We start from the raw sequence: 26131 nt of genomic DNA, 5'->3' as shown, positions 1-26131 counted from the left end.
GCTCGGCTACGCGCGTGCCTCAAGCCGCAAGTGCCGCTTCGACCGCACTTACGTAATTGCGAAAGCCGGCCTGCCGCAGCGCCTCTCGCAGTCGCAGCAGTTCATGTCGCGTGGCTTCGCTGAGCGGCGCCCGAAGCGCGAGTGCAAGCGCACGGCCACGAGCCGCGAAAAGCTCGGACCACGGCAACGGTTCGCGCTGTGTATAGGCCTCGAGTGCGTCCACGTAGTGCAGCATGCCAGCAGGATCGCCCGCCCCCAGCATCGCTTCGACGGCGTCGCGGTAAAACCACAGGTGATTGTGGCCGACCGCGCCGAGGTGCAGCAGCGCCTCGCCTTCAGCCAGTAGCCGCGTACGCTCGCCGTTATCGTCAACCGCACGGCTCAGTGCGCTCAAGGCCTTTGGCCCGGAAAACTGAGTCCCTACCTCGCGTGAGATGGCGAGTGCTTCGCGCAGCGCCACCACTGCTTCACTACGGCATCCTTCGTCCAGTAACAGGCGACCCTGCATCTCCAGATTCTGCGCTTCGAAGCGGCGCGCACCCAATTGCCGGATCACCCGCATTTCCTGCACCAGATGCTTGCTGGCCGCCTGCGCATCGCCCAGTTCCTGGCAGGCGAACACCCCCAGCGTCTCCCCCAGCAATTGCGCGCGAGGCTGCCCGATCAACTCGGCGGCGCGGGCGGCGGCGCTTGCGTCCTCGCGAGCCTGACTTGCGTCGTTCAGATAAATGCGGCTGAAGCCCTGCATCGACAGATTGGCAACCTCGATGCGGCCGAACCCGTGTTCGCGGCTCATCGCGACGCATTCGCTGAAATGATGGAACGCGGTCCGCATGCGCCCCTGCGCATACGCCGCATCCGCCAGGCCGCCGAGCGCGCGAGCCTCTGCCTCGGGCAGACCGAGGCGCCGCGCGTAGCCAAGACCGCGCTCATGCTCGGCGCTGCAGGCGTCGATCTTGCCGAGCGGAAAGAGAATGTTGCCGCGCAGATAGTGGAGGCTTGCAAGCTCCGCCAGCCGGTTGTCTCGCTCCGCGATCTTTTGCGCTTGCGCGAGTAAGCCGAGTGCTTCGTCGAGACCCTCGCTGACACGCAGACCTTCCGCGAGCCCGAGTTGGCAGTCGCATCGGGCGGCGTCGTCGGTGGCGGCGGCGAGTGCGGTGCGGTACGTCACGATCGATCCTGCGATGTCGCCCAGGTCGCGCTGAAGTTCGCCCTTGCAGCAGCTCAGTGCATGGCGGTCCGCGTCCGACTGCGCGATTTCGATGCCGCGCTCGGCCAGCCGCAGCGCGGCTTCGAAACGATGGGCGGCACGCTGTGCGGCCGCCGCGCCCAGGTAGGCGTGCGGCGCGTGCTCGTCTTCGGCGCGGTCGAGATGCTGGGCGTGCAGCGTGACATCGCTTTGTGCGAACCATTCGGCCGCGCGCAGATGAAGTTCACGGCGGCGCGCGCGCAACAACGTCGAGTAAGCGCTCTCCTGGATCAATGCGTGGGCGAACAGGAAGTCGTCGCCTTCCGGCAGCACGAGTGCATTGACGAGCAGGCCGTCGCAGACGTAGCCAGGATCGTCCACCAGCTCTCGCAGCAGCGCGAGGTCGAAACGCTGACCGATCACGGCGGCCGCCTGGAACGCCAGGCGGTCACGGGGCGCGAGCCGGTCCATCCGCGCGAGCACGAGACTGCGGATCGACGCGGGCACGTTGCCGCCGCTGCCTTCTTCAGCGTTGCGCAGCAGTTGTTCGAGAAACAACGGGTTGCCGCCCGCGCGCTCGATGCAGGCGAGCGCGACGCGCTGGGTCGCATCGATGAAATTGCCCGCCAGGCTCAGGGCCTCGTCCTTGCGAAGCGGTCCGAGATCGATCGTCGCGAAGGGGGTGTCGCGGCAACGTGCGCGCCAGCCTGCATCGATCGGATCGCCTTCCACGCGCGAAGTCGTGACCAGCAGGCCCGTGCCGTTGGCAATGCCTGACGCGAACGCCGACAGGTAGCCGATGACTTCGGAATCGGCCCAATGCAGGTCTTCGACGACGATCAGCGTCGCCGCATGGGCGCAAGCGTCCTCGGTCAGCCTCACGGCGAGCGCCTGCTTGCCGCGCTTGCGCGCGCCGTGGTCCATGGCCTCGTAGATGGTTTGCCATTCGGCGGCCTGCGGGAGATCGAGGAAGTCGTGCAGAAACACGATCTGCTCGGCCTTGACGATACCTTGGGTCGCGACCTGCGCGGCGGCGGCCTGCCGCGCTTCACTCGATGCACCGGCCGGTAAGCCGAGCAGGCTTCCAATGATGGTTCGCACCGGATCCTGGCCCTTGCCGACGCCGAAATCGAGCACGAGGCTTCGATGGAGCGTGAAGCCCTGTGCCTGCGCATGGCGGCGCATCTCGTCGACGAGCCGCGTCTTGCCGATCCCGGCTTCGCCTCGCACATGAACGACATGCCCCGCGCGCCTTGCCATGCACGCATGAAGGATGCCGTGAAACTGTTCGAGCTCGGCTTCGCGTCCGACGAAGCGGCTGCGGCTCGTCCTGACGGGCTCGCTGCCAAGCGCGACGAGCCGCCATGCCCGCACCGGCGTGTCGATGCCCTTGAAGCGCCGCTCGCCGATTGCTTCGCAACTGGCGGCGTCGCCGAGCGTGCGCGCCGCGTCGTCGGATATCCAGGTTTCGCCGGCGGCCGCGGCTGCCACGAGCCGAGCGGCCAGGTTCACCGGATCGCCATGCACGGTGTAGTCCCGCGCGTCGGCGCGGCCCAGCGCGCCCGCGATGACCTCGCCGCTCGCAATGCCGATATGCGCCTGCAACGGCCGCCCGGTCTGCGCGGCCAGCCGCGCCAGGCCGTCGTGAATGTCGAGAGCGGCACGGGCGGCGCGCAGCGTGTCCGTCTCGTGCGAGCGGGGCGCGCCGAACAGCGCCATCACCGCGTCGCCGATGTGCTTGTCGATCGTGCCGCCATAGGCGAGCACGATCCCGTCGACCAGTGCCGTGTAGCGTCCGATCAGCGCGCGCAAGTCTTCGGGATCGAGCGAGCGCGACAGCATCGTGTAGCCGCAGAGATCGGCGAACAGAATCGTGACCTGCCTGCGCTCGTCCGCGGGCACCTCGTTGTCGGCGGACGTCTGGGGCGGTAGCGGCGCGGCTGCCGTTAGGGCGCCTGCCGCCGCGGCCAGAATGCGCTTACGGTGGCCGAGCGACTGTACCCCCAGCTCTTTCAGGTCCACGTCGGTCAGCTGCCCGAGCAGCGACATGTCGATGTCGTTTGCCGCGAACGCGTGGGCGTACTGCTCGAGCCCGAGGTCCCGCAGCCATTTCTCGATATCCATGTTCGTCGCCCCGCCTCCGATGCGTGGCCCCGCGGGCAAAAGCTCAGACGAATCGCGCGCCTGCCGGCCGCTGGTGTGAACGGCTCCGGAGCTGCATGGCCTTTGCGTGGAGTTCGCCAGGTACGGGGCCGATGAATAATCAGTGTAGGTGTCCGATAAGCACGCTGCATCGCGTTTGACAGCCGTTCGAGCCGCGCAGGATACTGGCTGGCGCGCCTCACGGCGCCCTTGCATTCGACCGGGAATCCACGTGAAGCCGGGCAAGACCGTTTCCGTCTCCGAGATTCCGCTGCGCTCGCGTTTGGCGGGTCTGCCAGGCGACGTGGCGGCGGGCGCCGTTTCGACGCTCGTCATGCTGTGCTATGCGATGAGCCTCGGCACGATGATCTTTAGCGCCGATCTTGCCCGCTACGCGATGCTGGGCGTGCCCACCGCGCTCGTGAGCTGCGTCGTCACGGCGCTCGTGATCGCCTTGACGAGTTCGATGCGCGTCAACATTGGCGGCCCCGACAGCAACGCCGCAGCCTTTCTCGCGGGCGTGGCGGCAGGGGTGGCCAGCAGCGTGCGCGCGGACGGCGGTTCACCGCAGACGCTGATCCTCACTGTGCTGATCGCCATCGCGCTCTGTTCGCTCATGACGGGCATCGTGCTCTATGCGATCGGCTCGTCGAAGCGCAGCCGCTCCTTGCAGTTCCTGCCCTATCCGGTGCTCGGCGGATTTCTCGCGGGCACGGGCTACCTGCTGCTCGCCGGGGCGTTCCGCGTGCTGACGGGCCAGCCGCTGCAGTGGCACACGCTCGCGTTGCTCGCGCACCTTCACTGGCTGACATGGGTTCCAGCGCTGGTCGTCGGCGTGCTGGCCACGGTGCTGATGCGCACGTGGCAGCACATTGCCGCGCTGCCGCTCACGCTGGCCTTCGGCGTCGTGCTTTTCTACGTTCTGCTGCAGGTTGCCGGAGTTTCGATCGACGACGCGCGCGGCATGGGTCTGCTGCTGCCGCGCGTCAAGCTGCACCTATCCGGGCTGCCGGAGTTGCACCTGGCCGCGAGGCTCGGACGGGGCGGCATCGACTGGTCGGCGGTCGGCGCGCATCTTCCCGAGAGTCTGGTGGTGACCTCGGTGTCGGCCGTGACGATCCTGATGAATTCAACGGCGATCGGCGCGGCCACCGGGGAGGACGTCGACCTCAATCGCGAGATGCGCGCCGCCGGCCTCGCCAATCTCGCGAGCGGACTGCTCGGCGGCATGGTCGGCTACCAGTCGTTCAATCGCTCGATGCTCAACGCGCGGGTGGGGGCAACGAGCCGGGTGGCGGGCGTGTTCGCCTCGCTCGCGTGTGTGGTCGTGCTCGCCACTTCGCCGGGCATCGTGGCGCTCTTTCCGGTGCCGGTGCTGGTCGGCCTTCAGCTCTTCATGGGGCTGCGCTTGCTCGTGCATTGGCTCGCGGGCGCCTGGACCAAGCTCAACTGGTATGAGTATCTGCTCGTGCCCGTGATTCTCGGCACTATCGCGGCGTACGGCGTGATCGTCGGCGTAGGGGTGGGCGTCGTTGCAGCGTGTGTGATGTTCACACTGCTCTACGGTCGGGTCGGCTGCATACGCATGGAGTTCGACCTGCGCGCGCGGACCTCGAATGTTGAGCGCAGCATCGAAGACACCCAGGCTCTGCGCGCAATCGGCCCCCAGGTATGCGGAATGTGCCTGCAAGGGTTTCTCTTCTTCGGCACGGCCAATTCGATTCTGCAGCGCCTTCGCGAGCGAGTCGGCGCCGGGAATCCGTCGCAGGTCCGCTACGTCGTGCTCGACTTTGCGGCGACACATGGCATGGATGCATCCGTATCCATCAGCTTCGTCAAACTCAGGCAGCTCTGCGCCGCAAGAAGCGTGGACCTCGTGTTGACCGCGCTGCCGCCGCGCTCGCGCGATCTGCTCGTGAAGACCGGCACGCTCAATCTGAAGATTCATGAATTCGATACGCTCGATGCGGGTCTCGAATGGATCGAAGACAAACTGCTCGCGTCGAACTCGCTCGCGATCGCGCATGGCGGCGATCTGCGGGCGATGCTCGAGCCGCATTTCACGGCCGGCGCGTTGAACGGCTTGATCGCGTGTCTGGAGGTGCAGGATCTGCTTTCGGGGCAGGGGCTGTTTCGTCATCGCGAGCCGGGCGACGCGCTGTATTTCGTCGAACAAGGACGTGTCGCGATCTCGCTGCCGCTCGGCGATGGCCGCTCGGCGCGTCTGCGCTCGTTCGGCCCGGGCACGGTCGTGGGGGAAATGGCGGTGTACACGCAGCAACAGCGCAGCGCGGATGTGATTGCCGAGGCACCGACGCGCGTGTACCGCCTGTCGATCTCCCGGCTGCTCGAACTCGAACAGCAGGATCCGGCGACGGCGCAACAGTTGCATCGGTTTCTCGTGAAGACCATTGCGTTGCGTCTTGCCGTTGCCGATGAGGCACTACGCGCGGCTTTATAAGCGGCAGCGCCCCTGACCGGCGGCGCCCTCAACCCGTCACCACGTCCCGCTAAACGCCTGCTGTACCTTGACGGGATCGGTCACGCCGTTGGCCACCAGCAATTGCGTCAACAATCGCGCCTTCTGCGGATTCAGATCGAGCGATGCGACGAAACCGCGCTTGTCGTCGTCCACCTCGACGTTGCGGTTCACGAACCCCGACACCAGTCGCGTCGAGCGAACCACCACGATGCCTTTTGCCGCCGCGCGGTCGAGCGCCGCAAGGGCTTCCTTCGACATGTCACCATCGCCTTCGCCGGCGACGACGATGCCCTTCGCGCCATCGGCGATCGCATGATCGATCTGGCGGCCATCCATGTTGCTATGCGCGTAGACGATATCGACGCGCGGCAATTGCCCACTCGCGGGCAGGCTCAGCGCGGCGCGCGTCGATTGCACGGCCGGCATCACGAAGCGCACGCTCGCCGGATCGACATAACCGATCGCGCCGGCATTCGGCGACGCGAACGCCTGTACCGCCGTGGTATTGGTCTTGGTGATCCAGCGCGGCGCGTGAATCTGGTCGTTCATCACGACCATCACGCCTCGGCCACGCGACTGCGGGCTCGCCGCCACTTCGACGGCTTCGTACAGATTGCCGGGACCGTCGGCGCTCGCGGAACCGCCCGGTCGCATCGAGCCGACCAGCACCACCGGCTTGTCGGAGTGCAGCACGTTGCTCAGGAAGAACGCCGTTTCCTCGATCGTATCGGTGCCGTGCGTAATCACGATGGCGTCGGCCTCGTTCCGCTCGAAGACCTCGTCGATCCGCCGCGCAAGCTGCAACCAGATCTTGTCGCTCATGTCCTGCGAGCCGACGTTCGAAATCTGCTCCGCGCTGATGCTCGCGAGCTTCTCGATGCCCGGCACGCCGCGCACCAGTTCCTGCCCCTTCACGTTGCCCGAGTTGTAGCCGATCGCCGAACGGGGATCGGCGGTTCCCGAGATGGTGCCGCCGGTGGCCAGCACCAGAACACGCGGCGTTGCCGTGACGGCGCTTGCCTGTTGCGATGGCGCGTCGGCAGCCTGTGCGCAGGTACCCGCGGCAAGTGCCGCGATCAGCAGTGCCGCCGAACCGCACAGCCGCCTTGCTTTTCGATCGATCGTGTTGCCGTTCATCTTTCTCTCCTCCATCGTTTAAAAGAGTCGCGTGCGTATGCACGCGACCTGTGACCGGAACAACCTTCGTCGCTCATGCCGCCGACGACATCTTTCTTGGTTGCGTCAGCATGGCGGGTTGAAGAATCTCGTCGAGCTGCGCCTGACTCAACAGCCCTTTGTCGATCACGATCTGCGCGACGCTTTTGCCCGACGCAAGCGCTTCCTTCGCGACTTCGGTCGAGTGCGTATAGCCGATGTACGGGTTCAGCGCGGTCACGATGCCGATCGAGCTCTCGACGATCGCGCGCAGCCGCTCGCGATTCGCGGTAATGCCGTCGACGCATTTCGACGCGAGCGTGAGGCACCCTGCGCGTAAATGGGCGACGCTCTTGAACAGGCTGTGCGCGATGATCGGCTCGAACGCGTTGAGCTGGAGCTGCCCCGCTTCGGCGGCGAAGCTCACCGTCACATCGTTGCCGATGACTTCGAACGCGATCTGGTTGACGACCTCCGGAATCACCGGATTCACCTTGCCCGGCATGATGCTCGAACCCGCCTGCACCGGCGGCAGGTTGATTTCGCCGAGGCCCGCGCGAGGACCGCTCGAAAGCAGGCGAAGATCGTTGCAGGTCTTGGAGAGTTTTACGGCGACGCGCTTCAGTACGCCGGAGAGCTGCACGAACGAACCGACATCCTGCGTCGCTTCGATCAGATTCGGCGACGTGGTCAACGCAATACCGGTTATTTCGCTCAAGTGCCTGCATGCAAGCTGCGCGTATTCCGGATGTGTGTTGATGCCGGTGCCGATCGCCGTCGCGCCGAGATTGATCTCGCAGATGAGCTGGGCCGCTTCCTTCAGCCGCTCTTCGTCTTCGCCGAGCATCACAGCGAAGGTGCTGAACTCCTGGCCGAGCGTCATCGGTACGGCGTCCTGAAGCTGCGTGCGGCCCATCTTCAGGTCGTTGCCGAATTCCACCGCCTTGCGTTCGAACGATGCGCGCAACACGCCCATCGCGTCGACCAGTTGCATGATGCCCGCGTACGTGGCGATCTTGAGCGCGGTCGGATAGACGTCGTTGGTGCTCTGGCCGAGATTCACGTCCTCGTTCGGATGGAGAACCGCGTATTCGCCGCGCTGTTGCCCGAGATGTTCGAGCGCGAGATTGGCGATGACCTCGTTCGCGTTCATGTTGGTCGACGTGCCCGCGCCGCCCTGAATCACGTCGACGACGAAATGCTCGTGCGCGGTGCCTGAGCGCACTTGCCTGCATCCGTGCACGATGGCCTGCATCTTTACTGCGCTCAATAGGCCGAGATCGTAATTCGCGAGCGCGGCGGCTTCTTTCACGCTCGCCAGTGCGTTGACGAGGTTCGGATACACGGAGATCGGAATACCCGTGATGGGAAAGTTTTGCAGCGCGCGCAGCGTGTGTACGCCGTAGTACGCGCTCGCGGGCACGGCGAGATCGCCGAGAAGGTCGTGTTCGATACGTTCGGTCGGTGCAAGCATGATTACCTCTCAGGTTCTGAAATCGACAGGCGAGCGGGGTCATCCGGCACACCTCGTGTGCAGGTCCGTCGCATTGACTGGGTGATGCGGTTGGGTTATCGAGGCGGCGCTGTCGCGCAGGCGACACACTGCTTCGCGAGCACGTCGGCCGGATCGACCACGCTCACGCGCGCGCCGTTCGCGCCGATCACATACGGCTCGCGAATCAGCAGCGGCAGTTCCGTGCAGCCGAGAACGATCACTTCGACGCCGTCGGCGATAAGCCCGTCGATCGCCGCGGCGAGGTCTTGCCGGCACTGCCCCGCCGTAAATCCGGCCTTCACGCCTTCCTTGCCGTAGATCGCGTCCATCACGCGCGCCTGCAGCGCGGGTGCCGGGACGACCTGCCGCAAGCCGTGCGATTCGAGCGCCTTTTCGTAGACGCCGCTCGCGAGCGTGCCGGAAGTCGCGAGCACGCCGACCGAGCGCAGCGCGGGGAACGACTCGCGCAGATAACGCACCGTCACCGTCAGCATATTGACGATCGGCACGCCGAGATAAGGCTGTATCCGCTCGACGAAAGCATGCGCCGTATTGCACGGGATCGCGATCAGATCCGCGCCGCCCGTTTCGAGTTTCCTGCAGGTCGCATAGAGCGAGATGGTCGGGTCGGGTCCATCGCCGATCAGATTCTCCGTGCGATCCGGGATCTGCGGGTTCTGCTCGACGAGCAGCTTGATGTGGTCCTGATCGCGCCGCGCGGGCGTCGCGCGCACGATCTTGTGAATGAAATCGACGGTGGCCGCCGGACCCACGCCGCCCACCACGCCGACCTTGAAGATCGTCTCGGGCGTGTGGTACTGGCCGGACATCACGTACTGCGCATAAGCCAGGTTCGAATCGACGAGCGGCACGCGCAACGCACCGAGTTCGTCCGCGACCAACGCGATCTCGGTGAGCCCCGGCACGATGACGTTGGCGCCCTGTTCGATCAGGTCCTCGCACGCCGCCCGCAGCAACTCGGCCGGACGGCCACGCAGATTGCCGCTCTTCACGCCATCCTCGCCATAAACGGCCTCGGTGACGAAATCGATGCCGTCGCCGATGCGCGGGTGGATCACTTCGAACTCGGGCGCCGCGAAGTACTTTTCGAACAGGCGCCTGCGCCGCGTATGCGCCGACGCGAGCACGCCCACGCGGCGCACCGCGGGGAATCTTCTGCGCACGTGGCTGCGCACCGCATCGATCATGTCGACGATCTGCAGCGGCGAATTGGCCTTCAGTTCGTCGATGAACGTGTGACTCAGGAAGCACGGCAGCACGACCGTCGTCACGCCGCGCTTCTCGAAGCTGCTGATCAGATCGAAGATGTACAGCTTGCGCTGCGTCAACGTCTCGCTGTCGGCATCGGCGCTGCGAAACGGCTGCTGCTCGAAAATCGCATCGAAGTGCTCGGCGTCGCGCGTGGCCGGCGTCGATTTGATCAGTTTGAAGAACACGTCCGCGCTCGCGAGCGGGCCGAGCCCGCCCACCACGCCGAACTTGCGCGCGCTCGTGGCAGACGTTGCGTCGATGCCGCTCATTTCGTCTCGCCTTCGAGCCGGCCGAACGAAGCCGTCGCCATCGCCGTGCGGCGTTCCTGCCGCGTCACGCGCTGGCCCTCCCACTTCGCGATGGCTGCCGTCGCGATGCTGTTGCCGATCACGTTGGTCGCCGTGCGCCCCATGTCGAGAATCTGGTCGATCGCGAGCACCAGCACGACGCCCGATGGCGGCAGATGGAACATCGGCGCCACGGCCGCGACGACCACCACCGAGCCGCGCGCGACACCCGCCATGCCTTTGCTGCTCACCATCAGCACGAGCAGCATCACGATCTGCGTGCCGATCGGCATGTCGATGCCGAACGCCTGCGCGATGAAGATTGCGGCGAAGGCCTGATACATCATCGAGCCGTCGAGATTGAACGCATAGCCGAGCGGCAACGTGAAGCCGACCACTTTCTTGTCGACGCCGAATTCCTCCAGCTTCTCCGTCAGGCGCGGATACGCCGCCTCGCTGCTCGCGGTGGAGAACGCCAGCATCGCGGGTTCGCGGATCGCCTTGAGCAAGGCCCAGACCGGCTTGCCGAGAAACGCGTAGCCGGCGAGGATCAGCGCCGCCCACAGCAGCGCGAGCCCCGTATAGAAGCTGGCGACGAGCTTGCCGTACGTCGTCAGCACGTCGAGGCCATGCACCGTGATCGCCGATGCCAGCGCGCCGAACACACCGACGGGCGCGAGACGCATCACATAGTCGGTCAGTTTCAGCATGGTGGGCACGAGCCCTTCGACGCCCGCGATCAGCGGCGCGACGCGCGGGTCGGACTTGATCACGCTGAGCACGATGCCGAACATCACCGAGAAGACGAGGATCTGCAGGATATCGTTGCGCGCCATCGCATCGACGATGCTGGTGGGGAACGCGTGTGTGACGAAGTCCTTGAAGTTCAGGCTCGACGTGTTGAGCCCGGTGGCCACGTCAGCGCTCGTCTGGGACATGTGCAAGCCCGCGCCTGGTTGCAGCAGATTCGCGAGCACGAGGCCGAGCGCGAGCGAGAACAGCGACGCGCACAGGAACCACGCGATCGAGCGCAGACCGATGCGGCGCACGTCGCTCGTGCCTTCCATGCCGGCGAGACCTGACACGAGCGTGGCGAACACCAGCGGCGCAATGATCATCTTCACGAGCCGCAGGAAGATATCGGTGACGATGGAAAAGTAGCCTGCGATCTCCTTCGCCTGCGCGGCATCGGCCGCCGTGCGATGGCAGACATAACCGACGGCCACGCCGAGCAGCATGCCGGCGAGGATATAGAGGGTAAGCCGATTCTTCATGTGTCTCCGTCCTGAGATTATTTGTGACTGGACGGAATTCTAGAGACGGCAGAAAAGACGTGAATGCTAGTGTTGCATACGGCTATGCAAGTTTCGCATAACGCGGGATAACCCTATCGGCGCTATTCGGCTGACCCCGACGAGGCCCGCAGATGCCGCCACAGCGTATCGAGCAGTTCAGTGCGGTTCGTGAGGTCGCGATACACGCGCAACTCCAGCTCCAGTTGCCATTCGGAGCGGCCGGCGGCGACAAGCTGGCCGCTGTCGAGTTCGGCGGCGATCGAGCTCTTCGGCAGCCAGGCGACACCCTCGCCTTCCAGCACGAGCTTCTTCACGACCTCGGCCATGTCGGATTCATAGTGAAGATGCAAGGCGGGCGATGCTTTGCTCTGCTCCATCAGCAACGCGAAGCAGCGCCCAAAGTAGCTCGTCTCCGTATAGGCGATGAACGGCATCGGATGTTCGATCACGCCGGGCAGACGGTACACGTGCGCAAGCCGCTGATTGGGCCTGCATACCGGCATGAAAGTATCGACGCCCACGGTCACGCATTCATACCTGGTCGGATCGAGATGCAACGGCAGCTGCGGATGGTGATAAGCGAACATCAGCTCGCAGTTGCCGTTGACCAGCATCAGTATCGAATCGTGCACGTTCGCCGGAATCACGCGCGCGCGCACTTCGCCGACATGCCTGGACAGCGTGCGCAGCCACGCGGGCAGGAAGTTGAGCGCGATCGTGTGGCCGGCTGCGATCTGCAGGCTCGTGCCGGCGATGCGCTGTTCGGTGCGAATGATGGCGCGCGTGTCGAACAGCTTGTCGAGGATGTCTTCGGCCGCGTCACGAAACAGTTGCCCTGCCGGGGTCAGGGTCGGCGGAAAGCCGCTGCGATCGACGAGATCGGCGCCGACCCATTGTTCGAGCGACTGGATCCGTCTGCTGAAACCCGATTGCGTGACGTTGCGAAACTCCGCCGCCCGGGAAAAGCTTTGATAGCGGGCGAGCGCGATGAAGTCTTCGATCCACTTGATTTCCATCAGCCATCGGTCTCCGATCCGGCGACGAATGGACTCGCCGCTGCGCCCGCGATTCTACGCCTGGCCGTGCCGCACGCTGACTATCGGACCGGCGTCAAAAACGCCATGCACAGGTACTTGATCACGAGGTAATCAACGATCCCGTAGTGCGAGCCCTCCCTGCCGAGACCCGACTGCTTCACGCCGCCAAACGGCGCGACTTCGTTGGAAATCAGGCCGGTATTGATGCCCACCATTCCATATTCGAGTTGCTCCGCCACGCGCCAGATGCGGCCGATATCGCGCCCTGGCGCGCCAGGTGCAGCAGGCAACGGGAGAAACCGTGAAAGTGGCCTTTGCCGATCGGGGTTCCCCGGGCGAAGCTCCTGCGCAGGCCGCGCGCGCTCAGGGAATTGATCTCCAGGTGGTCAAGCTCGATGAAGCGAAAAAGGGTTTCGTGCTGTTGCCACGTCGATGGGTAGTCGAGCGCAGCTTCGGATGGCTCAACCGCTTTCGACGCCTCGCACGGGACTGCGAACGCTTGCCCGAAGCACTCGCAGGTCTGCATTTTGTCGTCTTCGCCATGCTTAGGCTTGTCCATGCAACCCCAGTACTTCGGAGTTCCTGACACCGTCTGGCAAGTTTTATAGCACGCGGTGCGTTTGGCAAGCCTGCGGCCAGGAAAGGGACCGTCTCAATCGCTTAACAGAACGCCATATCCCGGCGACTTCGCAGAGATGTTCAGCTTCCTCAAGCAGTACCACAACAGCGCGGAATTGCTGCTGATCACCGGGCGTCCGACTTCCGTCTCGATCGAAGCGATCACGCTACTCACCCGAATGCCCGCGCAACTGATCAGCAACGCGTCAAAATCGCCCGGTAGTCGCGTCGCGATGTCGGACCAGACCTCGGGCTGCACCGTGCCCTGCTCGAAAGGCGTGCGGCACGCGCGGCTCGCTTCGGCGACGACACTCAGCCCGCGTTGCTCGAAAAATGCCTGCTCCGCCGCGACTACGCGTTCGCCGTAAGCCGTCACGAGTCCCAGCTTCTTCGCGCCCAGCGCGCCGCACGCGGCGAGCACGGCCTCGATCGTCGTGACCGCCGCGATGTTCGTCGCCGCCGTCACCCGCGCATTGATCGCGTCAGGACCGTTCACGACGCCCGCCGCCGTGCAATTCGTCGCGATCAGGTCGACCTTCGCGTCGGCGAGCAGTTGCGCGTGCTGTTCGATGTCGTCGATCAACGTGCGATCGGATTCGATCGACGTGTCGCGAAACGGCAAACGCGTCGTGACGAATTGCACGCCGTCGGGCGCCATCGCCTGAATCTCGAAGTCGCACAGTCCACCCGACGGGTACAGATGCCCGATACGCGCGAGATGACCGAACCCGATGCTCATGCTTGCCCCTTGCGAATTGCGTTAGTCGAAGAAGGTCGTGCGCGCCGCCATCGGATGATGGATGTTGCTGCCCTCGAACGGCGGAAATCGTTCGAAGTCCTGCCGCATCGCGTGGCGCACCGGCGAGTGCATCGCCTCGGTAATCGCCCGTGCGCTGTCGAACATCAGCTTGTTGCGCTGCATGTAGTGCACGCGCGTCCATGGCATCGCGTCGAGCCAGTCGATGCGCGTGAAAATCTCGATCTCGCGCACGCCCGGAAAGTCGAACATGATCTGCGGATGATGCGTGAGGTAGTAGTTGATCCATTCGTCGAAGTCGAGCGCGTGGCCCGGGTAGTGCACGAGGAACTGGCATGGCAGGCTGCCTGCTGGCACGCGCGCGTCGGCATCGGCCACCGGAAACGGACGGCGCAGCATCGCCTGCTGCTCCACGCGGCATCCGGCGAAGCTCGCGAGATTGGCCGCGGCGAGCGCCTGCAAATGGCCGCCTGCCGCGATCGGCGCTTCGAGATCGAACACCGAGTCGTAGTCGAGTTGCATCGCGAAGATCGGCGACGCGCCGTCCCGCGTGTAGTAATCGTCGGCGGATTCCGGCGTGTAAAGGCGGGAGCGGCGCAGCGCGGGCGTCGAGTTGACGATCGCGGCGATGCGTTCGAGGTCGTCAGCGCTGATGCATGCCGCCGGGTCCGGATGCACCCAGGTCACGAGGTAAGAGAACTGCATGATTCGAGATGCCTCCTTGCGTGCCGACGCGTTCACAACGCGAGCAGAATGGTTTGAATGCGTTCGCGCCGTTGCGCGAAATCGGCTCGCGAATCGCCATCGAACGTGAGTGCGAGCATCAACGCAATGCGCAACTTGTGCGGCGCGAGATCGCCGCCCGCGACTACGCCGTCGCGTGCCAGAAACGCCTGAGGCGGCACCACGCCACGCGCCGCGCGGCTCGACTGCACGACCACGACACCGGCCTCAACCGCCTTGCGATACGCGCCCGCCTCGGCTGCCGCCGGCCGTCCCGGCACCAGTCCCGCGCTGATGATGCCGGCGCTGCCTGCCGCGACCAGCGCGTCGATCGCCACACCGTCGGCACCCGCATACGAGATCGCGATATCGACGCGCGGCAGCGCGAATGGCGCATCCGCTTCCAGCAGCGCTCGTGAGAACCATGCGGATTCGCTACCGCGACGCGTTGCAATCGCACCGCGCCGCCACGCAACACGCGCGTCGGGCTCGACGCGCGCGAGCGGACCGTAGCCCGGCGACTCGAACGCGTTCAGTTCGAAACTGGCCGCCTTGGTCACGTCGCGCGGCGAGAACAGCCAGCCGTCCATCGCGACCAGCACGCCGTGTGCCGCGCTCAGTGGATCGCGCGCTGCCGCAATCGCGCCGCGCAGGTTCGCGAGCACGTCGCTGCCCGCGGTGTTTGTGGGCCTCTGCGCTCCCGTGACGATCACCGGCCGCGCGATGTCGAGCACGAGTTGCAGGAACCACGCGGTTTCTTCGAGCGTCGCCGTTCCGTGGGTCACGATGAACCCTGTGATGGACGGATCGGCGAGCGCCGTGTGCCGTATCAGCCGAGCGAGTTCCACCCAGTCCGCCGGCCGGATCGCCACGCTGCCGAGGCTGCGAAACGTGACGGGTAGCAGTTCGACGTCGGGCGCGAGCTCGCCGAGCGTCGCGAGCAGGGTGTCGATCGGATGCACGACGCCGCTTTCCGAATACTCGACCCAGTCGAACGGGCCACGCGCGTGCATCGCAAATGTGCCGCCCGTACCGATCACGGCGATTTTCGGCCCGCGCGCGGTTTTGGTTGCAGTCGATAAAAAGCTCATCGTCTCAGCGGCGCAGCCGAACGTAGAGATTGCCGCCGTCGATCCGGACTTCATGGCGCCGCGTATCGCGCACGATCGGCGTGGTCGTGCCCTTGCCCGTGCGCACGTCGACGAGGCCAGCGTGTAATGGACATTCGATCTCGTGACCGTCGAGCAGGCCCTCGCTCAGCAACGCGTTGCCGTGCGTGCAGATATCGTCGAGCGCATGGATTTCGCCGGCGACGCGAAACAAGCCGACCTTCACGGTGTCGATCGTAACGCCCAGACAATCGTTACCGTCAAAACACCGATCGAACTCGCCGACCAGATGCCACACGTCGGTGGCCATCGATAGCGCCGGCGCCCCGCCGCTCGCGAACGCCGCCTCAGCCGCGTGCGCAGGCGCGTGAACCGTGCGCCCGCATACCGAGGCAATAGGAATGACCTTCATAGCGCATAGTCCTTTTGCAGATTGATCACGTCATGACGCTGCATCGCGCCGATCAGGTCCGCGACGCGCGCGAGACCGCGCTGCTCGCAGAACGCACGCAGCCCGTCGATCACGCGCGGCATCGCGTTCGGCGTAATGAAGTTGGCGGTGCCGACCTGGACCGCTGCGCAGCCCGCGAGCATGAATTCGATCGCGTCTTCCGCCGTGCTGATGCCGCCGCAGCCGATCACGGGAATCTCGACGGCCTCGGCGCACTGGTGGGCCATGCGCAGCAGAATCGGCCTGGTCGCGGCGCCGGTCAGGCCACCCATCACGTTCGCGACGCGCGGCCTGAAGGTCCGCACGTCGATCGCCATCGCCAGAATCGCGTTGCAGCACACGAGTGCATCGGCGCCGGCGGCTTGCGCGGCGAGCGCGACTTCGACCAGGTTGCCGGCGTTCGGCGTCATCTTGACCCACACGGGGACGCGGGTGCTCGACTTCATCGCGCGCACGACCTGATACGTCGCCTCGGGGTCCATGCCGAACGCCTTGCCGTTCTTTTTCAGGTTCGGACACGACACGTTCGCCTCGATCGCCGCAATGCCGCTCGTACCGATGCGCCCCGCCAGCTCGCCGAACTCGGCCGCCGAATTCGCGGAGATGCTGCCCACGATCGGCGGCGTATAGCGCTGGTAGAACGGCACCGTCGTATTGATGTAATAGTCGGCGCCCTTGCTCGGAATACCGATCGAAAACAGCGTCGCGTCCTTGAACTCGGCAACCCGCGGCGGCGGTACGCCTTCGCGAATGTCGGCGGTGATCGTCTTGGTGACGATCGCGCCGAGGCAATTGAGATCGAACACGCGCGCGTTGCCGTCCGCGAAAGTGCCGGACGCGGGCATGACGGGATTGGCGAGCGTGAGTCCGCCCACCTTGACGCTCAGATCTACCATGATGCCGTTTCCTGCAAATCGAACACGGGGCCCTCCCAGCACACGCGCCGGAAGGTCAAACGGTCGGAATCGGCATGCGCGCGGAATGGACGCACGCACGCATAGCACGAGCCGAGTCCGCAACCCATGTGCTGCTCGATCGCGGTTTGTCCCGCCACGCCCCACGACTTGCCGAGCTTCTGGAGCAGCATCAGAAGCCGGTTCGAGCCGCAGGTGGACAGGAAGTCGAACGGCGCTTCGGCGTGCAGCGCTTCGAGTTGCGCTTCGACGCGCGCGAGATCGCTGCTGCCGTCTTCGTCGGTGACGATATGAACCGTCGCGCCCGCCACGCGCAAACGCTCGGCGGACATCACCACGGCCTGGCTGCGCGCGCTTAGCACGGCGCTCACGCACGCGCCCCGCGCGACGGCATGCGCCGCGAGTGGCGCGAGCGTCGCAAGGCCTACCCCGCGCGCCAGCAGCAAGACATGGCGCGTCTCTTCAGGCAATTCGAAGCCACGACCGAGCGGTCCGAGCGCATCGAGCGTGTCGCCTGGCCGCAACGTCGCCAGCCCTTGCGTGCCGATACCCTGCACCTTGTAGAGAAACTCGACGGTGCGCCGCAGCGGATCGGCGCCGTAGACGCTCATCGGCCGGCGCAGAAACGACGTGCCCGCGGCGCCCGGCGGGCACGCGAGATGGAAGAACTGGCCCGGTTGCGCGAGCGCGGCGCCGATCGGCGCGGCGACGATCATGTGACGATACTCCGCGTTGACGGGTATGTTCTGCAGCACGCGGCACGCGTGCTCGGCGATATCGAGCGCGACACTACCGCGGCAAGAATCCGTACGGGTCGCGCAGGGCGACGCAATGACTTCTGTCATGACTGATTGTCCTCGGTGCGGTCGACGCGCAGCGCGTCGAGGTCCGCGAAATTGCTGGCGATCGGCAGCGGCCCATCCGCCAGGGTCATCATGTGGAGCGCTTCGAATTTCATGTAACTGATCAGCCAGAGGCCGCTCGCCGCGTCGCGCCGGTAGTGTTCGGTCGTGACCGCGCCCAGCCACACCGCCCCTGCGCGCGTGTCCGCGTCCTCGCGCAGCGCCACCTGCATCAGCCGCCAGTTCGCCTGCGCCACGCCGCGCGCGACATCCACCTTGAGCGTCTCGCTGACGTAGTAGTGCATCGCGAAGCGCCACGGCGAGTTGAGAAACCAGCGCTCGATCGCTTCACGTCCGACGAGGTCGCCGCCGAAACCGTTGCCGCCCGCCCAGACGGCATCGCCGGTGAAGCAGGCCGCTTGCTGGCGTGCGATGTCCGCGAGCGCTTCGCGGTCGAGCTTGCGGTAGTCGCCACCGTACTTCGCGTCGGCGAGCGCGCCGTAGTGCGCCTTGAGTGCGCGAATCGCTTCGATCGATTCGAGCCGTTCGACGCGTGCCGCGAGCGCTGCCATCTGCGCGCCGCTGTATGTGGGCGTGTCGTTGCGGGTACGTGCGTCGGCCACTCCCCTCGAGATCGCGCTCATGCGGCAAGCTCCTTGAGCGACGTGCCGGGGTCCGCGAGGCGCGCGACGTCCACGGGCATCGCGCTGGCGACAAGCTTTTCGAGGAAGCGTCGCTCACGGCCCGCGTTGACGAGCACACCCGCGACGATGCGACCGTCGCGCACGCTCAGCGCCGCGCAGGGTCCAGCGCCCGGTTCGCCGCGCAGCACGACCTCGTCGCGCGGATCGGGCTGGCCGACGACCTGGATGTTGTTGCCGAGCTGATCGGTCCACATCCATGGCGTTTCGCGATACGCCTGCGCGCGGCCGATCAGGGTCTGCGCGACCGCGAGCGCCTGGTTCTCGGCATTGCGCCACGTTTCCTGACGCAGACCACCGCGCTCGCTCTCGCCATCGAGCACATGCGCGACGTCGCCGACCGCGTAAAGCCACGGCGCATGCGGACTGCGGCAGGTTTCGTCGATGTCGACGCCCTGGCGTCCCGCGAGCCCCGTGCCCGCGAGAAACGCCGGCGCGCAATCGACGCCGATCGCGATCAGGATCGTGTCGGCGGCGACGTCGAAGGCTTCGCGTGATCGCGTTTGCGCGGTGTCGACGAGTTTGCAACGCACGACATAGCGCGTGCCGTCGGTGGCAAGTTGCGCCGCTTGCGCTGCGTCCCCGATCGACTCGACGGCGACCCCCAGTTCCACCCGCACGCCGCGCGCACGATGCTCGCGCAGCAGCCATTCGGACATCACGGGGGACAGGCAGCGGGCGAGCACGCGCTCGCCCGCTTCGAGCACCGTCACCGGCACGCCAAGCTCGAGCGCCGACGACGCCACTTCCATGCCGATCACGCCTGCCCCGATGATGGCGAGGCCACGGCTCTCGCGCAGCGCGCGGCGCAGCGCGAGGCTATCGTCGACCGTGCGCAGCAGGTGTACGCCGGGCCGGTTCGCGCCGGGAATCGCGCCGTCGCGCGGCGCGCCGCCCGTCGCCACGACCAGGCGATCGAACCGCACTTGGGTGCCGCTCGCGAGTGTCAGCACGCGCTCAGTCGCATCGAGCGCGACCGCACGTTCGTGCAGGCGGTCGATGCGCGCGTCGCGCAACGCCGACGGCTCCCAGAACGCTGCGGGCGCCAGAACGAGGGGCGACGCCGCGAGCGTCGGCTCGGTTTCGCTCGTCAGCCATTCCTTCGAGAGCGCGGGCCGCTCGTAGGGCGGATGACGCTCGTCGCCTACGAGCGTGATGCGCCCCGCGAAGCCCAGCGACACGAGATGCTGCACGACGCGTCCGCCAGCATGGCCCGCGCCGACGACGACGACGTGCTTCACGACATCCGGTTCAAATGGATCGTGCTTCATGATTCGATCTCACACACTGGTCCCGGCGCGATACAGCACGCCCTTGGCGCCGACGCACGTAAAGCGACGCGGCTCGCGCGGCGGAATCAGGATCGCCTCGCCCGCGACGAGCCGGTAATGCTCGCCGGCCGCATCGATATCGAACCGGCCTTCGAGAATCGCGACGACTTCCTCGCCGCGCGCTCCCGCTGCCTCGTCGCGCACTTCGCTCGGCTCGAACACCGCGAACTCCGTGCTCAACAGCGCGCCTTGCGCGCGCACCGTTTGGCTCGCCGCGTGCGGATCGCGCCAGCGCTCACCTGCCTGAACTGCCGTGCATTGCGCGATGTCGCCGGCCAGATTGTCAGCGCGATTATTCATTTGCGTCCCTCATCATCGATTGGCGAGCGGGTAATACGGCGTGTCGTCCTGCGCGCCATATTCCGCGCGCGGCGGCGACACCACGTTCAAGCGCATGCTCACGCCTTGCGCGCCGTAGCAGTTCTTACCGTAGTGACTGAGGCCTGCGGGAATGATCATCGCGTCGCCTTGCGCGAGCGTGCGCTCGACGTCGGGCGTGTCCGGCCGCACCTCGAAGATCGAGCACGAACCGAGCACCTGCAGCGACGCTTCCTCGCCGTGATCGTGCGCCTTCGCGGGCAGATTCGTGCCCTCCTGCTCGACGAACTTGATCACCGCAACACTCATCGTCGCGCCGATCATCGTCTTCATGTACAGGCCGTTTTCGACCACGGTCTTCAGGCCGTGATCGATGCCAAACACGCGGCATTTCGCCATTTGCTGTCTCCTTCAGGTTCAGACCGGACGCACCGGCCGATCGCGTCAACGCTCAGGGCAGCGGACGCATGACAAAAGTCTCGTCGGCGCGAAAACGCGCGGACTCGTATCCGTCGATGACGGCCGGCTGGTTATAGAACTCGATTGCAGGCGCGATCTCGGCCAGCGACAGCAGCAGGTACATCAAGGTCTTCGCTCCGGGATGCTCGTCGAGCGTCGCGAGCGCGTAGCCGTTCAGATATGCGACAACGTCGTCGACCTGCGGCAGGATCGCGTCGCGAAACGCAAGAATGGCTTCCATGCCGACCGCGTGGCGTTGCGCGTTGCGTGCGGTTTCGGTCTCGAGCGCCCAGATCTCGACGAACGGCGCGAGCGACTCGAAACCCGCGGGCAATGTGCGGGCGACGGGCGCTTTTCTGCTGACGAAATTGACCGGCTGGGTAGGCATTGCGGTGCTCATGTTCGATTCCTGGTTAAACCGTCGCACCGGCCGCGACGCCTTGCGCCAGCATCCGTTCGACGACGTGATACGCGTGGCGCACCAGCAGTTCGTTGTCCTGCAACACCATCACTTTTTTCGCGCCCGTTTCGGCCGCGCGTTGCGTGCGTTCGAGCGTGCTGAAGTCTTCGAGCAGCACGTCGCGCAGCGCGACTTTCATGTATTCGAGGAAGAAGCGGCCGCCGGGCGTCGTCATTTCGGGGTAGTACACGCGTGCGTCGACGAGCGTCTGGTTGTGCGAGATCGGACGGAAGTTGTACGCCTGGCAATAGTTCGGACGCAGCGAAACGTAAAAGTCCGGGAACACGATGTTCATGTCGAACAGCCAGTTCGGGCTCCTTGTCCAGTTCACGCCTGACGGCAGCGTGTCGAGCGCAAACGCGTGCTTCGCGCTGCCGATGCCCGCGCGCAATGCCGCCGCCGCGATCGGGCGTTTATGTCCCTGCTCGGACAACGCGTTCTGCGCGGCGGCGCCGCCCTCGGTCACCGCCTTCGGGTTGCCATAGACGGACTTCTGGTTGCCCGCCAGCGAGAGCCGCCGATGAAATTCGCCGCACAGCGCGTCGAGCGGCGGCATGCTTTCGTTGTCGCTTTTGTCGATCGCGTCCGCGATCGAATTGCCGTGCACATAGGCGACGTGATACGCCTCCTGGAACGCGTCGAGCGCGAGCTTCCAGTTGCAGTTGACGACCGTTTGCCAGCCGAAGCCGGCGGTGAGCTTATCGAACGGATAGCCCTCGATGTCGCCGAACATCGGCCTCATGTAATCCGCGAGCGAGACCGGCGGATTCGGGTCCATGTTCACGAAGATGAAGCCTTGCCACACGTCGCACGCCACACGCGAGAGGCCGAACTGCTCGCGATCGAGACCGAAGAAGCACTTCTCGTCGGGCACACCCGTGAGTTTGCCGTCGAGGTCGTAGGCCCAGCCATGAAACTTGCAGAAGAATTTGCGGGTGTTGCCGCACTTGTCGTAGACGATTTCGTTCATGCGGTGCGCGCACACGTTGTGCATGGCGCGGATCTCGCCCTGACGATTGCGCACCACGATGATCGACGTGTCGCACGCGGCGAGGTCCTTCACGAAGTAGTCGCCCGGCTTCGGAATCTCCTCAACCCGACCGACCTGCAGCCACGTCTTCTTGAAGATGTGTTGCTTCTCGCGCTCGTAGTACTCCGGCGAAATGTACGGCTCGACCGGGATCGGACCGGAGCCGAGTTCGGGATACCGGCCGGTCAGCGTGCCTGCCGGCGCGGGGACTTCGGGGGACAGCAAGGTCGTGGACACGATAGCTTCACCTCAAAAACGAATGTCGTTTATTAATGAATAGTATTCTGTTTTGAAAAATTTTGATCGTCAAGTGTCTTTTGCTGATTTCGCGAAACAGGGGCATGTCCGCGCGAATCCGAACGGGAGCGATGTAATGAAACACGGGAAGCATGGGTTGATCGCGCAAGCCGCACACAGGCTGCTTTCAGCAGCAAGGCTTCACGGCGACGAAGATGGCGCAGATCGCGTCGGCCGCCGGCATGACCGCGGCGAATCTGTACGTGTACTTCGACTCGGAGCTCGCGATCCTCTATGAGGTGTATCGGTCTTTGCCGCGACATTCCAGGCGCCGACGCGAACTTCGCCAATGCGCTCATCGAAGCTCTCGCGCGACGGCAGCGTCCGACACGCACCGGCGTGGGCGTGGCGGCTTGATAGAATGCCCCGAACCGACCACCGCCCTTCCGATAGAGAGCCCTCAAGTGCCGCAAATCAAAAAAGCCGTCAAGCGGGAAGCCATTTTGACGGCCGCGTTCAACGCCTTCAGCGAAAAGGGTTATTCAGCCACGACAATGACCGAAATCGCCCGTCTCGCGGGCACCACGGTCGCCAATCTGTACGTCTACTTCGACTCCAAGCTCGTCATCCTTTATGAAATCTACGAGCCCTGGCTGATCGAGCAATTGCATCGGCTGCGCAGCGAAGTGGCGTTGCTCAACGGTCCGCGCAGGAAGATCGAGCGCATCCTGGCGGGCATCTGGGACGACATCCCGGCCGCCGACAACGCCTTCGCGAACTCGTTGATCGACGCACTCGCGAGCGCGCCCGCGGGTCTCGCGAAGCCGAACAATCTGCTCGTATCGGTCGAGAATTTCCTCACGCAGCTCCTCAAAGACGCGCTGCCCGCCGAGCGCGTCGCGGCCCTCGGCGGCGACCTGTTCGCTCACGTGATCTGGATGGCGTTCGACGGCTTCGTGATCAATCAGCGTATCGGCGATCACCGCGACATCCACCGCATCACCGCGCTCATGACCACGCTGCTATTGGGCGAGGCGCCGCGACATGACGTAAGCTGAGCAGGCGACGCGGCCTCGACCCAGGATTTTCCCGAACCACGCCTAAATTTATTTTGAAATCTTTGACGCCTCGAAAATAGAATGTCATTCTGTATTCGAGCGCAGACAACAGCTTCCGCCTGCGCCGGGCGGGCAAGCCGCACAAAGCGCGGATAGACACGTGATCCGCGCTTTCGGCCACGAGGTCATCCACGAGGGACTGGCATCGTGCTTGCCTGATCTTTCCGGTAGTTCGTTCGAAAAAGTCATCCCATGGCGGCCATCTCCGAAAGTCCTCTCGCACTCGCACTCGACCCGCCCGCGCGCACCACGCGCCGCGTGCTGGCCCTTTGTTTCCTTACGATCGTGACCGAAGGCTATGACATCGGCGTCATGGGCACTATCGTTCCGTCGATGCTCGCCGACCCGGTGTGGAAGCTCACGCCGATCGAAGTCGGCGCGATGAGTAGCGCGGCGCTGTTCGGCACGCTGTTCGGCTCGTATTTCATCAGCGTTCTGACCGACCTGATGGGCCGCAAACGTCTGCTGATTGCGTGCGTGGCGCTGTTCTCGCTGTCGATGCTGGGCGCGGCCGTTGCGCCCACGCCGTTCATTTTCAGCGTGATGCGCTTCATCGGTGGACTCGGCCTCGGCGGCGTCATTTCCGCGGCGGCGGCGCTCACGGTCGAATACTCGCCGGCGCCCAAGCGCAACCTCAATTTCGCCATCATGTATTCGGGCTACGCGATCGGAGCGTTGGTTTCCGCTGTGATCGGGATGGCGTTTCTCGCGTCGCATGGCTGGCGCTTCGTCGTCGCGGTAGGCGCGTTGCCGCTGCTCGCCCTTCCCGTGCTGATCAAGCTGCTGCCCGAGTCGCTCGCCTATCTGATGGCGAGCGGCAAGCGACGCGAGGCCGATGAGCTCGCGCAACGGCTCGGCCTGTCGATCGCGTCGCTCGACAGCATTCCCGTCGAGGCGGTGGCCAAGCCTTCGCTGCGCGTCGTGTTCGGCGAGGTGTTCTCGCACGGCAACTGGTGGTCGACGCTTTGTCTGTGGCTCGCGCAAGTCGCCGCGGTACTCGTGATCTACGGGCTTGGCACCTGGCTGCCGCAACTGATGCGCAAGCTCGGCTATGACCTCGGCTCGAGTCTGTCGTTTCTGGCGGTCTTCATGCTCTCCTCGGCGATCGGCGGCATTCTGATCGGCCGCGTCGGTGATCGGCTCGGCCCGCGCAAGACGATCGTCGGCGGCTACGTGATCGGCGCGCTCGCGATCTGCGGACTGACGGTGAGGGGCGGCGTGTTCACGAACTACGCGCTGGTGGCGCTCGCCGGGCTGGGCAGTATCGGGGTGGCGATGGTGCAGCTCGGCTATATCGCAAGCTTCTACCGGCCGTTCGCACGAGCGAGCGCGACGGGCTGGGCAGTCGGCATAGGCCGGATCGGCGCGATGGCGGGGCCGATGCTCGGCGCGTGGTTCGCCGCGTCGCATCTCGACGTGCGCCTGAATTTCATCGCCTTCGCCGCATCGGCCCTCGTCGCCGCGCTCGCCATCGCTCTGTGCAGGCCGCGCCACGCATGACACGCCGCAGAGCCGGTGCAAACCGGCCTGCGACCTGATCTCCTCCTCCTTCTTTTTTCCTACCTGCCATCGGCATGAGACCGTTACCTAATCCTTTCTCATCCGCAATCAGTATCCCTTATGTTTCGTTGAGTTGTCTGATGTTGTGCATGGGTGTGACAGCATCGTCCGCACATGCGCAAAGCAGCGTCACGCTGTACGGCAGCATCGATGAAGGCGTTGGCTACGTGACCAATGCGAAGGGAAGTTCGCAAGTCGTCATGGGGCCGATCAGCGTGCCCGACCAGTTCGGCTTCAAAGGCTCGGAAGATCTAGGGGGTGGATCGAAAGCCGTATTCCAGCTGGAGAACGGTTTCTTCTCGAATACGGGCGCTTTCGCCACTTCGGGCGTACTGTTCAGCCGCAAGGCCTTCGTCGGGCTTTCCGACAACCGTTGGGGCACGCTCACACTCGGCAGGCAGTGGGATCTGACCGACGATGTGCTTCTGCCCAACGCGAACGGCGCTGTCCAGTACAACTACTTGCTGTACCGCCCCGCCAACATCGACAACGATGCGGTCACCCCCGTGAACAACACTGTGAAGTACGCAAGCAATCCGTGGCATGGCGTGTCGGCGCGCGCGATGTACGGCTTCACCGATCCTTCGACGGGACAGGGCCGCTATGTAGGCGGCGCGCTCCTCTACAAGTCCTCGGCGCTGCAACTGGGCGCGGTATACAGCGACACCCGCAACAAGTCGTACGCCTTCAATACGTCGCTTGGCTACGCCAGTTTCCTCGGTCAGGACCTTACCGGCGGCACGCCATTCAAGGCGCGCAATACCGAGATCTTCGGTGTGGCCGGCACGTATATACCCAATCGCCAATGGGCGTTTCACGCTGTCGTCGATACGGTGAAAATTGCCAGCGATACGGATTCAACGCGTGCTACGACAACTGAGTTAGGCGTGGACTGGAACGTCACGCCATTCGACACCGTGCTGCTCGGCGGCTACCGCACGTGGTTCGACGGAAAGACCTACACGACCGCCGGTCTCTCGAACCTGTATCACCTTTCGGTGCGCACCATGCTCTACGCCGAGCTGACCTATCAGCACGCGGGTGGCGGCGCGCAAGCGGCGCTGCTCTCGTTGTCGCCGTCGTCGCGCAGCGATCAGGCGTCGGTGCGCATTGGCGTGCAGCACTTCTTCTGACTGAGCTTGCGACCGG

Annotated in this window: 22 protein-coding genes and 3 pseudogenes; 6 read left to right on the top strand and 19 right to left on the bottom strand. The window is 64.9% G+C overall.

Going from position 1 to position 26131, the window contains the following annotated elements; genetic code table 11:
* Positions 1-19: 19 nt before the first annotated feature.
* Positions 20-3313: an adenylate/guanylate cyclase domain-containing protein gene (locus F6X39_RS04620; RefSeq protein ID WP_187615748.1), complete on the bottom strand. Its 3294-nt coding sequence runs from the start codon at positions 3311-3313 to the stop codon at positions 20-22.
* A 250-nt stretch (positions 3314-3563) separates the two neighbouring features.
* On the opposite strand from F6X39_RS04620, the gene F6X39_RS04615 reads away from it, so the two are divergent.
* Positions 3564-5792 carry an SLC26A/SulP transporter family protein gene (locus F6X39_RS04615; RefSeq protein WP_187615747.1) on the top strand — a complete coding sequence of 743 codons (2229 nt, stop codon included), beginning with the start codon at positions 3564-3566 and terminating at the stop codon, positions 5790-5792.
* Positions 5793-5828: 36 nt separating this feature from the next.
* On the opposite strand, the gene F6X39_RS04610 is transcribed toward F6X39_RS04615, so the two are convergent.
* The 6 genes and pseudogenes from F6X39_RS04610 to F6X39_RS04585 form a co-directional block, all read right to left on the bottom strand.
* Complete coding sequence (locus F6X39_RS04610) at positions 5829-6950, bottom strand: asparaginase (protein ID WP_187615746.1); 1122 nt, start codon at positions 6948-6950, stop codon at positions 5829-5831.
* A 73-nt stretch (positions 6951-7023) separates the two neighbouring features.
* Positions 7024-8442: an aspartate ammonia-lyase gene (gene aspA / locus F6X39_RS04605; RefSeq protein WP_187615745.1), complete on the bottom strand. Its 1419-nt coding sequence runs from the start codon at positions 8440-8442 to the stop codon at positions 7024-7026.
* Positions 8443-8537: 95 nt separating this feature from the next.
* Positions 8538-10004, bottom strand: coding sequence for an aspartate/glutamate racemase family protein (locus tag F6X39_RS04600; RefSeq protein ID WP_187615744.1), 1467 nt, complete (start codon positions 10002-10004; stop codon positions 8538-8540).
* Positions 10001-11296, bottom strand: a complete 1296-nt coding sequence (locus F6X39_RS04595) for a dicarboxylate/amino acid:cation symporter (protein ID WP_184073154.1) — start codon at positions 11294-11296, stop codon at positions 10001-10003. Before F6X39_RS04595 ends, F6X39_RS04600 begins: the two co-directional genes overlap by 4 nt.
* Positions 11297-11418: 122 nt before the next feature.
* The gene (locus F6X39_RS04590; RefSeq protein WP_187615743.1) at positions 11419-12333 is read right to left on the bottom strand and encodes a LysR substrate-binding domain-containing protein; all 915 of its coding nucleotides are present in this window, start codon (positions 12331-12333) and stop codon (positions 11419-11421) included.
* 80 nt (positions 12334-12413) lie between these two features.
* Positions 12414-12617, bottom strand: a pseudogene (locus tag F6X39_RS04585) (aldehyde dehydrogenase family protein); the annotation flags it as partial.
* Positions 12618-12619: 2 nt separating this feature from the next.
* Between F6X39_RS04585 and F6X39_RS04580 the strand changes: the two are divergent.
* Positions 12620-12940 (top strand): annotated as a pseudogene (locus F6X39_RS04580) (transposase); the annotation flags it as partial.
* Between the two features lie 66 nt (positions 12941-13006).
* Here F6X39_RS04580 and F6X39_RS04575 read toward each other — a convergent pair.
* From F6X39_RS04575 to F6X39_RS04520, 12 genes are read right to left on the bottom strand one after another with little or no spacing between them, the layout of a single operon-like run.
* Positions 13007-13711: an aspartate/glutamate racemase family protein gene (locus tag F6X39_RS04575; RefSeq protein ID WP_187615742.1), complete on the bottom strand. Its 705-nt coding sequence runs from the start codon at positions 13709-13711 to the stop codon at positions 13007-13009.
* 21 nt (positions 13712-13732) lie between these two features.
* The gene (locus F6X39_RS04570; protein ID WP_187615741.1) at positions 13733-14434 is read right to left on the bottom strand and encodes a hypothetical protein; all 702 of its coding nucleotides are present in this window, start codon (positions 14432-14434) and stop codon (positions 13733-13735) included.
* Positions 14435-14466: 32 nt separating this feature from the next.
* Positions 14467-15543, bottom strand: coding sequence for an asparaginase (locus F6X39_RS04565; RefSeq protein WP_187615740.1), 1077 nt, complete (start codon positions 15541-15543; stop codon positions 14467-14469).
* 4 nt (positions 15544-15547) lie between these two features.
* Positions 15548-15973: a non-heme iron oxygenase ferredoxin subunit gene (locus F6X39_RS04560; protein WP_262413331.1), complete on the bottom strand. Its 426-nt coding sequence runs from the start codon at positions 15971-15973 to the stop codon at positions 15548-15550.
* Entirely contained in the window at positions 15970-16908 is a 939-nt protein-coding gene (locus F6X39_RS04555) for a dihydroorotate dehydrogenase (RefSeq protein ID WP_018422043.1), read from the bottom strand. The genes F6X39_RS04560 and F6X39_RS04555 overlap by 4 nt, the downstream gene beginning before the upstream one ends.
* Complete coding sequence (locus F6X39_RS04550) at positions 16902-17771, bottom strand: dihydroorotate dehydrogenase electron transfer subunit (RefSeq protein ID WP_187615739.1); 870 nt, start codon at positions 17769-17771, stop codon at positions 16902-16904. Before F6X39_RS04550 ends, F6X39_RS04555 begins: the two co-directional genes overlap by 7 nt.
* Complete coding sequence (locus F6X39_RS04545; RefSeq protein ID WP_187615738.1) at positions 17768-18412, bottom strand: nuclear transport factor 2 family protein; 645 nt, start codon at positions 18410-18412, stop codon at positions 17768-17770. Before F6X39_RS04545 ends, F6X39_RS04550 begins: the two co-directional genes overlap by 4 nt.
* On the bottom strand, positions 18409-19740 hold the full coding sequence (locus F6X39_RS04540) for an NAD(P)/FAD-dependent oxidoreductase (RefSeq protein ID WP_187615737.1): 1332 nt from the start codon (positions 19738-19740) through the stop codon (positions 18409-18411). Before F6X39_RS04540 ends, F6X39_RS04545 begins: the two co-directional genes overlap by 4 nt.
* Positions 19741-19749: 9 nt before the next feature.
* Positions 19750-20100 (bottom strand): cupin domain-containing protein, encoded by a 351-nt coding sequence (locus F6X39_RS04535; protein ID WP_187615736.1) that lies wholly within the window; start codon positions 20098-20100, stop codon positions 19750-19752.
* Between the two features lie 12 nt (positions 20101-20112).
* Entirely contained in the window at positions 20113-20517 is a 405-nt protein-coding gene (locus tag F6X39_RS04530; protein WP_018422048.1) for a cupin domain-containing protein, read from the bottom strand.
* A 52-nt stretch (positions 20518-20569) separates the two neighbouring features.
* Complete coding sequence (locus F6X39_RS04525) at positions 20570-20977, bottom strand: hypothetical protein (RefSeq protein ID WP_187615735.1); 408 nt, start codon at positions 20975-20977, stop codon at positions 20570-20572.
* A 13-nt stretch (positions 20978-20990) separates the two neighbouring features.
* On the bottom strand, positions 20991-22304 hold the full coding sequence (locus F6X39_RS04520; protein ID WP_316251653.1) for an aromatic ring-hydroxylating dioxygenase subunit alpha: 1314 nt from the start codon (positions 22302-22304) through the stop codon (positions 20991-20993).
* 194 nt (positions 22305-22498) lie between these two features.
* On the opposite strand from F6X39_RS04520, the pseudogene F6X39_RS37520 reads away from it, so the two are divergent.
* The 4 genes and pseudogenes from F6X39_RS37520 to F6X39_RS04500 all read left to right on the top strand — a co-directional run.
* A pseudogene (locus tag F6X39_RS37520) lies at positions 22499-22570 on the top strand (TetR family transcriptional regulator); the annotation flags it as partial.
* A gap of 198 nt (positions 22571-22768) precedes the next feature.
* Complete coding sequence (locus tag F6X39_RS04510) at positions 22769-23362, top strand: TetR/AcrR family transcriptional regulator (RefSeq protein WP_187615734.1); 594 nt, start codon at positions 22769-22771, stop codon at positions 23360-23362.
* A gap of 252 nt (positions 23363-23614) precedes the next feature.
* A complete protein-coding gene (locus F6X39_RS04505; RefSeq protein ID WP_187615733.1) occupies positions 23615-24922 on the top strand; it encodes an MFS transporter in 1308 nt (435 codons plus the stop codon).
* Positions 24923-25071: 149 nt separating this feature from the next.
* A complete protein-coding gene (locus F6X39_RS04500; protein ID WP_187611876.1) occupies positions 25072-26115 on the top strand; it encodes a porin in 1044 nt (347 codons plus the stop codon).
* Positions 26116-26131 lie beyond the last annotated feature (16 nt).

The organism is Paraburkholderia sp. UCT2 (assembly GCF_014397665.1).
Lineage (GTDB): Bacteria > Pseudomonadota > Gammaproteobacteria > Burkholderiales > Burkholderiaceae > Paraburkholderia > Paraburkholderia tuberum.
The sequence above is the reverse complement of the archived record's forward strand: the minus strand, read 5'-3'. Positions and strand labels throughout refer to the sequence as shown.

Bases quoted from the DNA above. Each gene is read 5' to 3' on its own strand.
- F6X39_RS04610 (WP_187615746.1), bottom strand. From the start codon at position 6,950: ATGAACGGCAACACGATCGATCGAAAAGCAAGGCGGCTGTGCGGTTCG.
- F6X39_RS04565 (WP_187615740.1), bottom strand. From the start codon at position 15,543: ATGAGCTTTTTATCGACTGCAACCAAAACCGCGCGCGGGCCGAAAATC.
- F6X39_RS04555 (WP_018422043.1), bottom strand. From the start codon at position 16,908: ATGGTAGATCTGAGCGTCAAGGTGGGCGGACTCACGCTCGCCAATCCC.
- F6X39_RS04590 (WP_187615743.1), bottom strand. From the start codon at position 12,333: ATGGAAATCAAGTGGATCGAAGACTTCATCGCGCTCGCCCGCTATCAA.
- F6X39_RS04600 (WP_187615744.1), bottom strand. From the start codon at position 10,004: ATGAGCGGCATCGACGCAACGTCTGCCACGAGCGCGCGCAAGTTCGGC.
- F6X39_RS04550 (WP_187615739.1), bottom strand. From the start codon at position 17,771: ATGACAGAAGTCATTGCGTCGCCCTGCGCGACCCGTACGGATTCTTGC.
- F6X39_RS04530 (WP_018422048.1), bottom strand. From the start codon at position 20,517: ATGGCGAAATGCCGCGTGTTTGGCATCGATCACGGCCTGAAGACCGTG.
- F6X39_RS04560 (WP_262413331.1), bottom strand. From the start codon at position 15,973: ATGAAGGTCATTCCTATTGCCTCGGTATGCGGGCGCACGGTTCACGCG.
- aspA (WP_187615745.1), bottom strand. From the start codon at position 8,442: ATGCTTGCACCGACCGAACGTATCGAACACGACCTTCTCGGCGATCTC.
- F6X39_RS04575 (WP_187615742.1), bottom strand. From the start codon at position 13,711: ATGAGCATCGGGTTCGGTCATCTCGCGCGTATCGGGCATCTGTACCCG.
- F6X39_RS04570 (WP_187615741.1), bottom strand. From the start codon at position 14,434: ATGCAGTTCTCTTACCTCGTGACCTGGGTGCATCCGGACCCGGCGGCA.
- F6X39_RS04540 (WP_187615737.1), bottom strand. From the start codon at position 19,740: ATGAAGCACGATCCATTTGAACCGGATGTCGTGAAGCACGTCGTCGTC.
- F6X39_RS04620 (WP_187615748.1), bottom strand. From the start codon at position 3,313: ATGGATATCGAGAAATGGCTGCGGGACCTCGGGCTCGAGCAGTACGCC.
- F6X39_RS04535 (WP_187615736.1), bottom strand. From the start codon at position 20,100: ATGAATAATCGCGCTGACAATCTGGCCGGCGACATCGCGCAATGCACG.
- F6X39_RS04595 (WP_184073154.1), bottom strand. From the start codon at position 11,296: ATGAAGAATCGGCTTACCCTCTATATCCTCGCCGGCATGCTGCTCGGC.
- F6X39_RS04545 (WP_187615738.1), bottom strand. From the start codon at position 18,412: ATGAGCGCGATCTCGAGGGGAGTGGCCGACGCACGTACCCGCAACGAC.
- F6X39_RS04525 (WP_187615735.1), bottom strand. From the start codon at position 20,977: ATGAGCACCGCAATGCCTACCCAGCCGGTCAATTTCGTCAGCAGAAAA.
- F6X39_RS04500 (WP_187611876.1), top strand. From the start codon at position 25,072: ATGGGTGTGACAGCATCGTCCGCACATGCGCAAAGCAGCGTCACGCTG.
- F6X39_RS04505 (WP_187615733.1), top strand. From the start codon at position 23,615: ATGGCGGCCATCTCCGAAAGTCCTCTCGCACTCGCACTCGACCCGCCC.